This is a genomic window from Wolbachia endosymbiont (group A) of Aleiodes leptofemur (genome assembly GCF_964028465.1).
Taxonomy (GTDB): domain Bacteria; phylum Pseudomonadota; class Alphaproteobacteria; order Rickettsiales; family Anaplasmataceae; genus Wolbachia; species Wolbachia pipientis.
This window is the reverse complement of sequence record NZ_OZ034782.1, coordinates 1,169,153-1,184,677: the sequence shown is the minus strand read 5'-3', so window position 1 is coordinate 1,184,677 and position 15,525 is coordinate 1,169,153. Positions and strand designations below refer to the sequence as shown.

The following is a 15,525-nucleotide window of genomic DNA, read 5'->3' as shown; positions in this document are numbered from 1 at the left end:
CCCATATTAAACAGCGATAAAAACTGGTGCGGCCGAGAAGACTTGAACTTCCAAGGCCTTATGAGCCACAGCGACCTCAACGCTGCGTGTCTACCAATTCCACCACGGCCGCACTATATTCTAGTTTTTATATAATTATTTTAAATTACTTAATCATTTTAGAATTTTTCATCTAGAGTGTCAATCTGATACTAGAATAATTTAGAAATTGTTTGTATAATTTGATTATGAATTTTGTGATTATAAATTTTAATCATTTAAGATAACCTTACTACTAATTTTTAACTTAGGTTTTTATACAAATGAATATAGCTAATATCTTTATTTTTTTAGCTCTCTCTCTTATAACTAGCTTTCATTTCGTCCATGCACAAATATTATACACATGGTCTCAAGTTATCCCAGAAAATAAACTAAGCATACGCGCAATTACGGACAATGACATGTGTCCCATTGTTTATGTTGATGGCGAGGAAACAGAAATGCTGAATCGCAGCTCAATTAACAATGGTGATCATAACGAAACAGTTTGTGAACTGACAGTACAAACAAGTGCCAAAAACATTAGTATTGAGGATCTACGGGTTCCTATATTACCAAAAAAGGTTAATAAAATTGCTTTCATTGGTGACACGGGCTGTAGAATAAATATGTTATTTCAGCAGGAATGTAATTCGGTAGATAGCTGGCCTTTAAAAAAAAATTTAGATTCAATCGCCCTTCATAAACCAGATTTAATTATCCATGTTGGTGATTATCATTATAGACAAACAAAATGTAGAAATACAAAAAAGTGTGGCGATATTTATGGATATAATAAAGAAGTTTGGTACGCTGATTGGTTTGAGCCTGCAAAGGATATTTTATCACAATCCCCTTTCCTTTTTGTTCGTGGAAACCATGAGAGTTGTGATAGAGCTTATGAAGGATGGTTCAGGTATCTAGATTCATACCCCTTTTCGTCTGAAAAATGTGGAAACTTCGTTTCTAGTTGGTCCTTAGATGCTGGACCGATGAAATTTTTTATCTTCGACTCTTCATCCGGTGAGGATATTTTTACAACCCAAAGCACAATTGATGCTTTTGAGAGGCAATTTGATAAATTGATACAAAATAGTTCTGACAAGCCCATGTGGTTTTTAACTCATAAACCGCTTTGGAGATCTCCAAAAAAAGAATTTTTGACATTAAAAAGCCATGGTAATCTTACACAAATCGAAGCTTTTGGAGATAAATTTCCAAGCAATGTTACTACCATAATTTCTGGCCACATTCATATAGCCCAGATTTTATTAATGGATAATGTTCCAGACCAAATTATAGTTGGAAACGGTGGTGCATCATTACACGCTCAAGATCAAGAATCTGTTTATCAAAATGTAGAATTTGACTATTCAAATGGTAAAAACTACTTAGCACACGAGGTTAGAAACTTTTTTGGCTTTGGCTTTGCAATACTAAATTTAGATGATCACGAATTTACCTTCTATAATCAACACAATAAGGAAATGTATTCTGCGAAGCTAACAGAAGATTTTAAACTTAAACGGATTAAAACTATAGTCGATTCATTTTAGGATTTGTTATTAGCTATTTTAAAAACGCTACTTAAACATTTTTTTTAATCGATTGATTTCATCAGCAAATTTTGAGTCGGTCTTTATAAAATTTTCTACTTGTTTTACTGCATGTATAACAGTAGCATGGTCTCTGCCACCAAAGTTTCTCCCAATATCTGGTAGGCTTTTTTGCGTAAATTTTTTGGCAAAATACATAGCTACTTGTCTTGGCCTTGCAAGACTGCGAAGCCTTCTATTGGATTGCATATCTGCAACCTTTATATTGAAAAATTCAGCTACTTTCTTTTGTATTTCTTCTATTGTGACTGACCTATGATTTGACCTAAGAAGATCGATTAGGGTTTCACTAGCTGATTCTACCGTCATACTTCTTCCAATTAATGAGGTATGGGTAACCTTATTTAATGCTCCTTCTAATTCTCTTATATTAGATTTTATGTTCCTTGCTAAAAACTCTAGGACATCTTTCGGAACATACATATTCATCTGCTCCACTTTTGCCTGCAATATACCAAGCCTTAATTCAAAAGTTGTTTCATTAATATCTGCCACCAACCCCCAACCGAGTCGTGATTTTATTCTTTCTTCCACTCCATCAAGATCACTAGGAGACCTATCAGCTGATATAACCAATTGTTTATTTTGGTCTATCAATGCATTGAAAGTGTGAAAAAATTCTTCTTGTGTACTATCTTTACCACTGATAAATTGCACATCATCTACCATCAATACATCTACTGATCTAAATTGCTCTTTAAATAACATAATATCTTTGCTTCGCAGCGCTGTAATATATTGGTACATGAATTTCTCTGCTGATAAATACACCACTTTTCTTTTTGCTGATGGGGAATTGACTATGTGCCAAGCTATAGCATGCATTAGATGTGTTTTACCAAGTCCCACTCCACCATATAGAAACAAAGGATTGCTGCCTAATATTGGATCTATAGATTCTGCCACACGCTTTGCCGCCGTAAATGCTAATTCATTTGGCTTTCCCACTACAAAATTATCAAAGGTGAACCTTGGATCCAGCGGCGAACCAAGATTATGATTACTTTCCTCTCTGTTTTTTAGTATAACATTAAAATTTGAATTCCTCTCCTCAATTACTTGAATATCAATAGAACGTATACTTTTATCTTCGCTTTGCCATAATGATAATATTTTTTTCATGTAATGAACTGTAATCCACTCTTTTATAAACCTTGTTGACACGGATAAAAGAACTTCCCCATTTCTGCTACTGACAAATTTTAGTGAACTCAGCCAGCTATTATATGTTGCTTCTCCATAAAGATTATAAAGACAATTTTGGATTTTTTCCCAAGTAACATTGTGATCCGTTACTGTAATAATCTGATCAAAAAACATAGTAGAAACCTTAGGGCTAGTTAAGTTCATATACCACACCAAGAAAAAAGCAATAATTAGAAAAATATAAGATAATCAATAGCTTACTGCAAAATGAAAAGCTAATACTACTTAATACATACTAAAAATTATGGTGATTTTTTGATGGGTTGTAAAGGGTATAAAAACATTAAAATTGATCATTTTTATTTCAAAAAAATGAAAAATTTGTAAATGTCGCTTGTATCGAGGATTAGAAGCATGCTATTAAAAACAGTAATACATTATGTATAAATAAGATGTTAAATTTACTGGCAAATAAGTAAAGTATTCATATAAATAAAGTATTCATATAAATATAGCTAACCTAATATAGATTTACTGAAGCAAATTTATGATTATATTAAGTAATTTGAGTTGTTATGCTGTATTCGGTATTGAACTAGAGTTTTACATTGAAGGAATAGAAAAAGAATACTTATTTCTGAATAGCATCAAAAATAAAATAGCATCTCTTGAATTTTCTTGCGAGAAGGAGAATTCTACACATCAGTATGAGATAAAAAGTGGTTGTTATGCGAACTCCTACAATTTAATTAAGCATTTTGAGTTAGCAAAACAATCACTTACTGAAACAGCACAAAAACTAGGTGGGAATGTTTCTTTTAAAGCAAAGCCTTATTTGGATAGAGCAGGCAGTGCATTAAATGTGCATGTTAATCTCGTGAATTCAAATAACGGTAACTTATTTTATATCAATGAGCAAAAGTACAGTGACTATCTGATTCATAGTATTGGTGGATTATGTGCAATGATGAAAAAACATATGTTGTTTTTTGCTCCAAATGATGATTCATATTTAAGATTTCAGTACCCGGATATTCACACTCCAACTACGATTAGTTGGGGAATAAATAACAGAACTGCTGCAATAAGAATTCCCTATTTTGGCAACGATTCCAAAAGATGCCGCCTAGAGCACCGTGTTCCTGGAGCAGATTGCAACCTTGAAAAAGTACTCACAGCAATAATTGAAGGTATAGTTTTTGGTATAGAGAACAAAATTGCTCCGCCAAATAGAGTGTATGGCATTGCATCTGATCCTCAATATAAGATGGAGAGTTTGATATAGCAACTACATCTAAAACCCTAACCCGTTAAATGGCTGTTGGATAATTGGCTGTTTTAGCACTTCCCTCACATCATTATTTACATTCCCGCACTGTAATAGCCACTCTGCAGGAGATAGTTTTCTCTCAGGTTTAGATTCTATACTAATATTTGCACTTGGTCTTTCAGGAAGTGGATTACCAAGCGCATCCATGTGTTTAGGTAAAGGTTCCATAACAATATTTGTAGCACTAGAAACGGAATGACTATCTTTAGTATCAGCGCTTTTAGAAAGTGAATTACCTTTGAAATCCATATGTTTAGGTAGTCCATTTTTCATTTCTTCTTCTGCTCTTTTATTTTTTAATTCTTCTTCTAGCTCAGTTTCAGTTCTTTTTGGTTCTTTTACGGTATCTTTTTCTTCACCTTCATCTTCTGAAACTTTATCTCCTGAAACACGAGTAATTTCAGCTTTAGTTCTTATTTTATGAATCAGCGAAAGTAATAAGTAAGTAACTGCAGCAGCAGAAACGATAATGGCTATCTTTGCGGCAATGTGGATTGCTGTTAAAAATATTAAAGCTGATAAAGCTCCAGCTAATCCAGACACAATAACTTTATTTTTGCCTTTTGTTATATTTAGAATTGCCACCATAATAACCTCTCAAATACTGTTCTAGAATTATTATACAGGAATTTTCTTATACTTGCAATTTTGCGAAAATTTTAATTATTTGCATAAAGTTTTAAAGCTACACAAGGATTAATTAATATGCAATGTATCTCGACTATAATATTGTACAAACACACATATTCAGCTAACATTCAACATGCAGAGCTTACTCATAGAGCGAAACAGGGCGGTGGTATTATTACTTATAGTAATTTTTATCTTCGGTTCATACGTTTATGTAAAAATGCCAAGGGAAAGCAATCCTGATATACAGATTCCTATAATCAGCGTGTTTGTTGGACTTCCTGGGATTTCTGCTCAAGATAGTGAAAAGCTATTAGTGCTTCCTATAGAAAATGAACTAAGATCCATCGAAGGTGTAAGAGAATTGAGAGCTTTTGCAACTAATGATGGTGCTCACATGATACTCGAATTTGGAACAGAGTATGATAATAAAGAAGTGCTCGATAATGTCCGTTCAAAGCTTTCAAACATAAAATCGAAGTTACCTGTTGAAGCGGAATCTCCAATAATAAATGAAATAAACTTGAGTCTATTTCCCATATTAAATGTTGGCTTAATTGGTAATCTGCCAGAAAGAGCCTTAACTGAAATAGCACGCAAGTTAAAGAAAGAAATAGAATCTCTGCCAAATGTTCTCAAAGTTGAAGTGGCAGGTATTCGTAAAGAAACAGTGGAAGTTATAATTGAGCCCACAGTTCTAACAAAATATAACATTCAATCAAACGAAATATTCCAAGCTATATCAAGCAATAATAGACTAGTGGGAGCTGGGTCACTGGCCGGTAAATATTCGATTAAAATATCAGGGTTATTAAAAGATATAGAAGATATTATGAATATTCCTATTAGATCTCAAGGCGATGCAGTTTTGAGAATCAAAGATATAGCAAAAGTATACCCTAGGTTTGAGGATCACCAAGGATTTGCTCGCATTAATGGATTACCTAGTGTCGTGCTAGAAATTTCAAAACGTAACGGAAAAAACATAATAGACACAGTAAATCAAGTAAAATACTTAATGGATAAGGCAAAAGATCAATTACCTGAAAATTTAAAAGTGGTGTACTTAAACGACCAGTCAAAAAACGTCCGCGATGTGCTTGATGACTTGGAAAACGGCATAATATTTGCTGTGTTGTTAATATTGATCATAATGATGCTTTCTATGGGAACAAGGATTGCTATTCTTGTGGCACTCTCGATACCCGGTTCCTTTCTCATTGGGATAATAGCTCTTTACTTTATGGGTATAACCTTAAATATCGTTGTGCTCTTCAGTTTAATTATGGCTGTTGGCATGCTGGTTGATGATGCAATTGTGATCAGCGAATATGCCGATAGAAAGATGATCTGCGGAATGGACAAAGTAGAAGCTTTTTACACTTCAGTTCGTGATATGTTTTATCCGGTTCTATCATCAACGTTAACTAAATTAGCAGTGTTTTTTCCTCTATTATTCTGGCCTGATACTGTTGGTAAATTCATGCAGTACATACCAATTACAATAATTCTAACTTTGACTGGATCGCTCATTATGGCTTTGGTTTTTATACCAACACTTGGTGCAATATTTGGTAAGCCTTCGATAACTTCAAAAAAAGAAATAAAAAAAATGAGTGCTATAGAAAGTGGTGAAATAAAAAATGCTGGGCCTATAATAAGAGCTTACGTACGCATGCTAGAGAAGGTTTTGGATCATCCTAAAAAATTCGTATGTGCTACTGTATTCGTTTTGTTTTCATTTAGTGTGCTGTACTTTACTTTTGGTCCTGGAGTAAAGTTTTTTCCGAAAGTGGATTCAGATAATATTTTAATCAGTGTTAAAGCAAAAGAAAGCTTATCAGCCAAAGAACGAGATCTGATACTCAAAGAAGTGGAAGAACGCATTTTGAGCATTGAAAAAGAAATTCATGTTTCTTATGCTAGATCAGGAGCATTTTCAGACAACGTTATCGCCAGAATACAACTAGAACTTATGGATTGGCTCTTCAGGCGCAAAGCTAAGCACATACTAAATGATATAAGGAGCAGTGTGCAAGACATGAAAGGAATAATAATTAATGTTCAAGAGGAAAAGCCAGGACCGTCGGCTGACAAGCCAATACAAATCAACCTCAGCGGGAGTGCATCCAGTTTGAATTTAGCAGCAGAGAAAATTCTAGAAATTATGAACCAACCTTCATCCGGGTTTATAAATATTCAAGATAGCAGATCAGCACCTGAAATAGAGTGGAATATGAGTGTTGATAAGAATAAGGCTACAAGCTCTGAAGTAAGTGTTGCAACCATTGGCGATTTTATAAAGATGGTTACAAATGGAGTGTTGATTGGAAAATATAGACCAAATAACACGGATGAAGAAATCGATATTGTACTCCGTTTCCCTGGAAAGGATCGCAACATGAAGACTATAGACAATCTTTTTATCAATACAGTTAATGGCCCGTATCCTATGAGCAATATAGTAAAATATGCTCCCGAAAAAAAGGTAAACAAACTAAACAGGATTGATGGATTACGCATAGTGACAATCTCTGCTGACGTTGATACTGGCTATCTTGTTGATGAAAGAGTAAAGTTCATTCAGAATTCTATTGCCCAGGATTGGGACAAGGGAGTAAAAATTTATTTTAAAGGCGACAAAGAAGATCAACAAAAATCAGGAGCATTTTTGTTAAAGGCTTTTATATTAGCGATTACACTAATGATATTGGTATTAGTGACACAGTTTAATAATGTATACCATACATTTATCGTAATGACAGCAGTGTTTTTATCCACAACATGTGTGTTTTTTGTTTTCTTTCTTATCCAACAAGTTTTCGTAGTTGTTATGTGTGGAGTGGGGATAATTGCTTTGGCGGGAATTATAGTAAATAATAACATACTATTGCTTGATGCCTTTCATCACCAAATTAAGGTACACAAAAATGACATCAAGCGATGTGTAATAAACGCTGCAATTTCTCGCGTTAGGCCAATATTGCTTACCGTTGCAACCACAGTTCTTGGTTTAATACCGATGATTACCAGGTTAAATATCAATTTTTTTACGCTACAAATCACATATGATGCTCCATCAAGCCAGTGGTGGGTTGACATTTCAACAACCATAGCAAGTGGAATATTGGCTGCAACGGTTTTAACTTTATTCTTTACTCCTGCGTTGCTTGTTATACAAAAACATGAAAAAACTTGACTTAAATTAGCAATCATTTAACATTTAAGGTAGTGTTCTTTGCCCGTTGGAGCTATAATTATAACTAATTACATTGGATTTATTTATTATGATTGCTAATCGTAAAAGCAGTGTTAAGCAGAAAAGTAACAAGGATAACATAGTTGGAAGCCTTGATGTAATAAAAACAGCAGGAGAGCTTTCACTTCAAAAAGGTTTAGATTTTGATGTTGTAATAAAGGCACTAGAAAGTGCTATAGAAGCAGTGGCTCATCAAAAATATGGTAGCAAAAGTAAAATTGTAGTTGATATAGATAGAAACACAGGCAAAGTTACTTCATATAGAAAACTAAAAGTTATTGATGATGAATCAAATGAAAAAGAGAATACCGAGTGTGAATCAATTACGCTTACACAAGCTAAATTAATAAAAGGAGATGCAAAAGTTGGAGATACTGTTAGTGAATTACTCTCTCTTAACACTGATCTTGCTTCAGCAAGAATTGCCCAGCAAAAGATTGCTCAAATAATTAAAGATGAAGAGTCAAAAAAGCAATATGAGGAATTTAAAGATAAGGTGGGAGAAATAAGGTATGGTATTGTTAAACAAGTAGAATATTCAGATCTTATTATAGACATAAATGGCACTAGGGCATATCTTCCATTGCGAAATTTAACTGGTGGTGAATCATTTCGTGAAGGTGATAAGGTTAAAGCTTACATACAGACTGTTAAGCGCTCTGATGATGGACGTCAAATTATTCTTTCTAGGACTCATGAAGGCTTTTTGGAGGCATTATTAAATCAAGAAATACCAGAAATTGCTGACGGATTAGTGACAATTAAAGGTATAGCTAGAGATGCTGGTTCAAGGTCTAAGGTTGCCGTTTTCTCTCCCGACAAGAACATTGATCCAGTAGGTGCTTGTGTTGGAGTTAAGGGAGATAGAATAAAAACTATTATACACGAATTAAATGGTGAAAAAATTGACGTTATAAATTACTCCTCAGATTTGGGTCAATTTGTTATTAAAGCCATTACTCCTGCAGAAGTATCGAAGGTTATTATTGATGAAAATGAAAATTGCATAGAGTTAATAGTTGCTGAAGATCAATTGAGTTTAGCGATAGGAAAAAAGGGCCAGAATGTAAGATTAGCTTCAGAGCTTGTTGGATGGAAAATTGAGATATTAAGCACTCAGCAAGAATCAGAAAGGCGAAGTAAAGAACTTAGTCAATGTTCAGCTTTATTTGCTGAAGCTTTAAACTTAGAAGAGATTATGGGTCAGCTATTGGTAACAGAAGGTTTTTCAAGTGTAGAAGACATATCTAGCGCTTCAATTAAAGAGCTTGCTTCAATAGAGGGCTTTAATGAAGATATTGCAAACGAACTTCACAATAGAGCAAATAAGTACCTGAAAGCAGAAAATGATAGAAAAATAGAAGAGCTAAAAAGTTTAGGTATGGAGGATGATGTAATCAATTTAACTTTATCAATAGACAATAAAATTGCTCTTAGTAAGCATGATATTAAGACTTTAGAGGACATAGCAGATTTATCAAGTTATGAGTTTTGCAGCATACTCTCTTCCTCATCCGATAGCAAAGAAGATCTAAAAGATACAGTAGATTCAATAATCATAGAAGCACGTAAAAAGCTTGGATTAATATAATAAAATAATATGAATAATGAAGATATCAGTGATAAAAAATTAACGCTCCAAGGTTTAAGCAAGCTTAAATTAGACCTCAATTTAAACTCTTCAGCTAGCCCAAGTACTGGAGCTACAGTAGTAAAAAAAAGAAGAAAAAAATCTCATGATGCAGAAGAACATAATTTATTTGACGAGAGTAAATTATGTTCTTTAACAGAGAAAGAACAAATTTTTCGCATTAATGCTGTGCAGAATGCTGCTTTGCTGAAAGAAAGAAATCAGAGAGAAGAAAAAGAGAAAACAGCAAAAGAAGACAGCAATAAAGAGATTGACGAGAAAAATGAAGCGGACGCTTTATCTAAGGAAATAAATAAGCAAGTTTTAAGTAATACCCACTTAGTTGAACCAAAAGAAGATAGTATTGACCATGAGGACAACGATAAAAAGTCTTTTAAAGTCAACAAAGATATATATTCTAAGCATTCTAAACTGGTAATTGCACAGGCAATAGATGAAAAAACTGAACAACCCCCTGTATTTAAGCAAAGGTTTGGTATAAGAGGTAGAAAGTCAAAGTTTACTAAGGGTAAAAATATATCAAGAGAAGTTATTGTACCAGACAAAATAACTATCAGGGAGTTATCTATTCGTATGGCAGAAGATAGCAAGAGTGTGCTAAAAATGTTCAAAGAAGAAGTTGGTGAGAGTTATAGAGTAGATGATCTGGTGGATCCAGATATAGCATGTGAAATAGTGAAAAAATTTAATCATACGGCCAAACGAGTGAGCGATGTCAACAAAGAAAAGGATTTATTTTTTATAGAAGGCAGAGAAAGCCTGCTTAAAAAACTTAAACCACCAATCGTCACTTTTATGGGCCACGTCGATCATGGTAAAACCTCATTGCTCGATGCATTTCGTGAATCTAATGTTGCAGAAAGAGAGTCAGGTGGCATAACTCAACACATAGGTGCTTATCAAATAACGACAAAAGATAAGCAAAAAATTACTTTTATTGATACACCAGGACATGAAGCGTTCACTGCGATGCGTTCATGTGGTGCCAATATTACTAATATAGTTGTAATAGTGGTTGCAGCTGACGATGGAATCATGAAACAAACAGTTGAAGCAATAAATCATGCAAAAGCAGCAAATGTTTCCATTATAGTTGCTATTAATAAAATTGATAAATCTGAGCCTGGTGATGTAGAAAAAATAATTAATAGTTTGCCTCAATATTATCTCATCCCTGAAGGGCTTGGTGGTGATGTTATGATTGTGCCAGTATCAGCAAAAAAGAAAACTAATTTAGATAAACTAGAAGAGACGATTTTGTTAATCGCTGAATTAATGAAGCTAGAAGCAATAGAAGATTGTCGAGCACTTGGATGGGTAATAGAATCCAAAATAGATAAAGCGAAAGGAATATCAGCTACATTGATAGTTGAGGAAGGAACGTTAAAGGTTGGTGATATATTGGTAGTTGGTACAACATACAGTAAAGTACGTAGTATGGTTAATCACCTTGGTCAAAGAGAAAAAGCAGCACTACCCTCCGCTCCAATTGAAATTACTGGTCTAAATGGTGTACCAAATGCTGGAGATAAATTTGTTGTTGTAAATTCTGAAAAGCAGGCGCGTGAAATTGTTGAATACAGGCTAGAGTTGATCAAGAAAAAGAAAGAAGATTTGGGCGACAATAATTTAGATATATTCAGCCGTAATAACAGTGAAATAGAAGAACTATCTGTAGTTTTAAAGTGCGATGTAACTGGTTCTATTGAAGCAATATCAAGTTCAATTGATAAACTCGGTAAAGATCAAGTGAAATTAAATATCCTACACAAAGCAGTAGGAGGGATAACAGATTCAGATGTGCTGCTTGCAGAAGCATCAAGTGCAGTAATTTTAGCTTTTAATGTAAAAGTGGACTCAAAAATAAGGGACTTGGCAAAACAAAAAGGTGTAGAAATACATACTTATAACATAATATACGAGCTCATTGATGACATGAGAATGTATTTAACTAAAATGTTAAAGCCTGTTACACGAGAGGTTCGTGTTGGTTCTGCATCTGTAAGGCAAATATTTAATGTATCTAAAGCTGGTAATATCATTGGATGTTACGTAAGTGATGGAGTCATAAGAAAAGATTCTTTAATTAAGGTAATGCGTGGTGGCAAATTGGTGCATGAAGGAAAGTTAAAAGCACTACGTAGATTTAAAGATGATGTTAAAGAAGTAGGTGTAAACTTTGAATGCGGAGTATCACTAGAGGGTAATGTCGATATTAAAGTTGGAGATATTTTGGAAGCTTATCAATTAGTGCAAGAAGAAAGGGTGTTATAGTAGCTGGATATGAAAAAGGAAATTAGAAACCTAAAGATAGCATCGGTATTGCATAGAGCAATATCAAGAGTTCTAATGGAAGGTAAGGTGTTCAATAAAAATGTAGCGGTATCTGACGTAAAATTAAGTAAAGATTTGAAAAAAGCAGATGTATATATTGTGTTATCTTCATTGAATATTCAAGTAGCTGACTACTTAGATCCAGAAAAAAGACGCACTGGAGATCCTTCTGAGAATAATTGTGATATTAACACTGTTGTTAATGAAATGAACCAGTCTGCATGGTCAATACGTAAATCTATATTGTGTTATGTTGATTTGCGATTTATACCTGAACTAGTTTTCAAGCCTGACTTAGCGTTCGATAATTTTGTTAATGTAAGCAAAATATTACATAATCACACTTAATTAATGCATTTCAATCGTTACTTTTCATTAATGAGGTTGCACAGTTTAACGGGTTTGTGGCTTGTGCTATTTCCCAGTTTGAGCGGTATTCTTTTAGCCTCAACTTCTCTATCGTATCAGGTTCTTTTTCTCCTTGTTTTGTTTACTATAGGTGCATTTTTAATGAGACCCGCAGGGTGCATAATCAATGATATCTTCGATAGAAAAATAGATGCGCACGTTGAACGAACAAAATATAGGCCACTTGCAAGTGGTGCATTAAACATAAAGCAGGCTTTAGCTTTACTTTCACTGTTACTGTCTATTGCCCTGGTAATCTTATTATTAACTAATAAAACTACACTCATACTTGGAATAATCTCAATGTGTATGATAGCTACTTACCCTTTATTAAAGCGGTATGTTTGGTGGCCACAATTGTTCTTAGGGTTTACCTTCAATATGGGATCGCTCATGGGCTCAGCAGCAATAACAAACCAGATCAGTATAGAATCCTTGCTGTTTTATATAGGATGCGTCTTTTGGACACTTAGCTATGACACCATATACGCCCATCAAGATAAAAAAGATGATGAAAAACTCGGGATGAAATCTACCGCATTATATTTTGGTGATACAACAAAATCTTGGTTGAAAAGATTTTATTTAATATCTCTTATGACGTGGCTATATGCTGGTATCTTATCATCATTAAATAACATTTTTTATATTGCTCTACTTGCTGTAGGGTTCATATTTCACCGCCAATACAAAAATTTCAATCCTGACGATCCCAGTCAATGCATGTCCATATTTAAAAATAATTCCTACGTAGGGTTGCTTCTCTTTTTTGGCATCCTTTTAGATAGAATTATCACCTAGGTCTCAAGAGTTTTGGCTCTAATGAAGTCAATAAACTCAGGTACTCGCAGAAACGAAAATTGCTTGACACCCTTCGCCAGCCCTCTTATCATGAAACTGAAGCTATTGTATTTGCTTTCGCCAATCTGCAGATTAAAAGGTAAGGATTACTTAATGTATCGGCGTCTTATGTTCAATTTTTTGCAGTATATAGATACTGTATGTCTTTACAAAACTTCATCTACATCTAGATTTTTATCTAAATAAGCTGAACGCGCTTATAAAGCGTTACAAGACATCAAAAAATGCCAATACTCGACAGAGATAGTAAAAGACTAGCTAACTCGGGGATTCTTTGTCTTTTTTTCTGCTTAGTAAATTTCTTAAACATTTGCAGCGTAAGTTAGTTGCAATTAAAAGCGGCTGAATCTCGCTTGTCAAGCGTTTAAAACATAAAAAACGCCAATATTTTAAAGCGGATAATAACCCCAGGGCTTCTTTTGCCTTTTTTTTCATTTGGTAAATTTCTTAATATTTACAGCTAAACAACAACCGTCATCCCTAAGTATCCCGCTGCTTGTTAGCGGCTGAGATACCGCGAATGAATCGCGGTATGACGGTTCGCGGCAGGATGACGATAAGCTCGTCATCCCACTACTTGTTAGCGGCTAAGAGATACCGCGGCGGTATAGCTATAGGATGACAAAAAAAGGGCACTGTGACGCACAATTATCAGTTAATGCTAATTACGGCATTATAAAAAACGCCAAACTTTTTTCTGCTTTTATGCAAGAAGTCTAGTCCATATATTCCTCCCACTTTTCCGTGACTTTTCTTACTATTTCCTCACTCATTTTAATTTTCTTTCCCCATTCTCGTTTGGTTTCAGGCGGGATTTTATTTGTCGCATCAAATCCCATTTTACCTCCAAGTCCACTTTCAGGGGAAGCAAAGTCTAAATAATCAATAGGTACACTTTCTATCATGATTGTATCACGCACAGGGTCCATCCTCGTTGACATTGCCCACATTACTTCCTTCCAATCACGTACATTTATATCATTATCAACAACGATAATAAACTTCGTGTATAAAAACTGCTTTAGAAAAGAAAGTATGCCCATAACAATTCTTTTTGCCTGCCCTGGATAGGATTTTTTTATCGACACTATCGCTATTCTATATGAGCAACCTTCCGGTGGCAGATAAAAGTCCACTATCTCTGGAAATTGATTGATAAGAATGGGCACAAAAATTTCATTGAGTGCTTCACCAAGAATCGATGGTTCATCAGGTGGCTTGCCAGTGAAAGTGCTAAGATATATCGGGTTTTTACGCATAGTAATTGCAGTAATATTAAATTCTGGAAATTGCTCAACAGAATTATAGTAGCCAGTGTGGTCTCCATATGGTCCCTCATCTTGATATCTATCCAAACTCACATAGCCTTCCAGAACGATTTCCGCGTGAGCTGGCACTTGAAGTGGAATAGTCTTACAATTTACAAGTTCAAGCGGCTTCTTTCGCAACAGTCCAGCAAATTGGTATTCTGACAATGTTTCTGGCACTGGAGTTACCGCAGCAATAATCGTTGCAGGATCACTACCGATCACAGCAGCAGCAGGAAATTTCATATTTCTGCCTTCTTCCTTCCAACGCTTATGGTGAGTTGCGCCACCCCTGTGTGCAAGCCAACGCATTAGTGTTGTTTTTTTATCTATAACCTGCATACGATATATTCCAAGATTAAAATTATCTTGCTTTTCTTTCGTGGGTCCTTTCGTTACCACAATTGGCCAGGTGATAAGTGGTGCAGGTTCATTTGGCCAGCATGTTTGAATGGGCAGTAGACTTAGGTCCACTTCATCTCCGGTTAGCACTACCTCTTGACATGGAGCCTTGCTCACGACTTTACTTCGCATCGATAACACGACTTTCAACAAAGGAAACATTTTTATAGCATCCTTAAAGTTTTTTGGCGGCTCAGGTGATTGCAAAAATGCTAAAAGTTTACCAAGATCTCTTAGTTCATCAGGGTTTATGTTCAACCCCAATGCAATCCTCTTAATAGTACCAAATAAATTCACCAAAACTGGAATCGAATTTTTGCCATTTTCTGTGATAACATTTTCAAAAATGATCGCTGGCCCTTTGCTTGACAAAACTCTGCGATGAATTTCTGTCATTTCAAGAACTGTTGAAACTTCCTCCTTAATCCTAATCAGATCTTTTTTTTCTTCTAAGGCTTTGATGAAGTCACGTAAGTTGTTGTACATATTCCAGTTTTTAAAATTTTAAGTTTACATTTAGTTTTCAAGCACTTTATTGAAATTTGACCTATGCACTACTT

At 34.6% G+C, this 15,525-nt stretch carries 11 protein-coding genes and 1 tRNA gene; 7 read left to right on the top strand and 5 right to left on the bottom strand.

The features are described 5' to 3' along the window. Positions 1-24: 24 nt before the first annotated feature. Positions 25-112 (bottom strand) — tRNA-Leu (locus ABWU67_RS06315). Between the two features lie 190 nt (positions 113-302). Here ABWU67_RS06315 and ABWU67_RS06310 point away from each other — a divergent pair. Continuing rightward, positions 303-1,577 (top strand): metallophosphoesterase, encoded by a 1,275-nt coding sequence (locus ABWU67_RS06310; RefSeq protein ID WP_209473146.1) that lies wholly within the window; start codon positions 303-305, stop codon positions 1,575-1,577. A 27-nt stretch (positions 1,578-1,604) separates the two neighbouring features. Here the strand turns inward: ABWU67_RS06310 and dnaA are convergent, their stop codons facing one another. Then, complete coding sequence (dnaA, locus tag ABWU67_RS06305; RefSeq protein WP_341822019.1) at positions 1,605-2,987, bottom strand: chromosomal replication initiator protein DnaA; 1,383 nt, start codon at positions 2,985-2,987, stop codon at positions 1,605-1,607. 343 nt (positions 2,988-3,330) lie between these two features. Between dnaA and ABWU67_RS06300 the strand changes: the two genes are divergently transcribed. Then, positions 3,331-4,068 (top strand): glutamine synthetase, encoded by a 738-nt coding sequence (locus ABWU67_RS06300; protein ID WP_353281963.1) that lies wholly within the window; start codon positions 3,331-3,333, stop codon positions 4,066-4,068. A gap of 9 nt (positions 4,069-4,077) precedes the next feature. Here the strand turns inward: ABWU67_RS06300 and ABWU67_RS06295 are convergent, their stop codons facing one another. Next, entirely contained in the window at positions 4,078-4,701 is a 624-nt protein-coding gene (locus ABWU67_RS06295; RefSeq protein ID WP_341814938.1) for a hypothetical protein, read from the bottom strand. Between the two features lie 175 nt (positions 4,702-4,876). Here ABWU67_RS06295 and ABWU67_RS06290 point away from each other — a divergent pair, with 175 nt between their 5' ends. The 5 genes from ABWU67_RS06290 to ubiA all read left to right on the top strand — a co-directional run bounded on the left by ABWU67_RS06290 (position 4,877) and on the right by ubiA (position 13,196). Further along, positions 4,877-7,942 (top strand): efflux RND transporter permease subunit, encoded by a 3,066-nt coding sequence (locus tag ABWU67_RS06290; protein ID WP_353281962.1) that lies wholly within the window; start codon positions 4,877-4,879, stop codon positions 7,940-7,942. Positions 7,943-8,030: 88 nt separating this feature from the next. Further along, positions 8,031-9,593 (top strand): transcription termination factor NusA, encoded by a 1,563-nt coding sequence (gene nusA, locus ABWU67_RS06285; RefSeq protein WP_353281960.1) that lies wholly within the window; start codon positions 8,031-8,033, stop codon positions 9,591-9,593. A gap of 9 nt (positions 9,594-9,602) precedes the next feature. Further along, positions 9,603-11,927, top strand: a complete 2,325-nt coding sequence (gene infB / locus ABWU67_RS06280; protein ID WP_353281958.1) for a translation initiation factor IF-2 — start codon at positions 9,603-9,605, stop codon at positions 11,925-11,927. 9 nt (positions 11,928-11,936) lie between these two features. After that, positions 11,937-12,335 carry a ribosome-binding factor A gene (locus ABWU67_RS06275; RefSeq protein ID WP_006279769.1) on the top strand — a complete coding sequence of 133 codons (399 nt, stop codon included), beginning with the start codon at positions 11,937-11,939 and terminating at the stop codon, positions 12,333-12,335. 3 nt (positions 12,336-12,338) lie between these two features. After that, positions 12,339-13,196, top strand: coding sequence for a 4-hydroxybenzoate octaprenyltransferase (ubiA, locus tag ABWU67_RS06270; RefSeq protein WP_182319897.1), 858 nt, complete (start codon positions 12,339-12,341; stop codon positions 13,194-13,196). Positions 13,197-13,514: 318 nt separating this feature from the next. Here ubiA and ABWU67_RS06265 read toward each other — a convergent pair whose 3' ends face one another. Together ABWU67_RS06265 and ABWU67_RS06260 are read right to left on the bottom strand one after the other, a co-directional pair. Further along, positions 13,515-13,691: a hypothetical protein gene (locus tag ABWU67_RS06265; protein WP_179945710.1), complete on the bottom strand. Its 177-nt coding sequence runs from the start codon at positions 13,689-13,691 to the stop codon at positions 13,515-13,517. A gap of 281 nt (positions 13,692-13,972) precedes the next feature. Continuing rightward, entirely contained in the window at positions 13,973-15,451 is a 1,479-nt protein-coding gene (locus ABWU67_RS06260) for a UbiD family decarboxylase (protein WP_341821991.1), read from the bottom strand. Positions 15,452-15,525 lie beyond the last annotated feature (74 nt).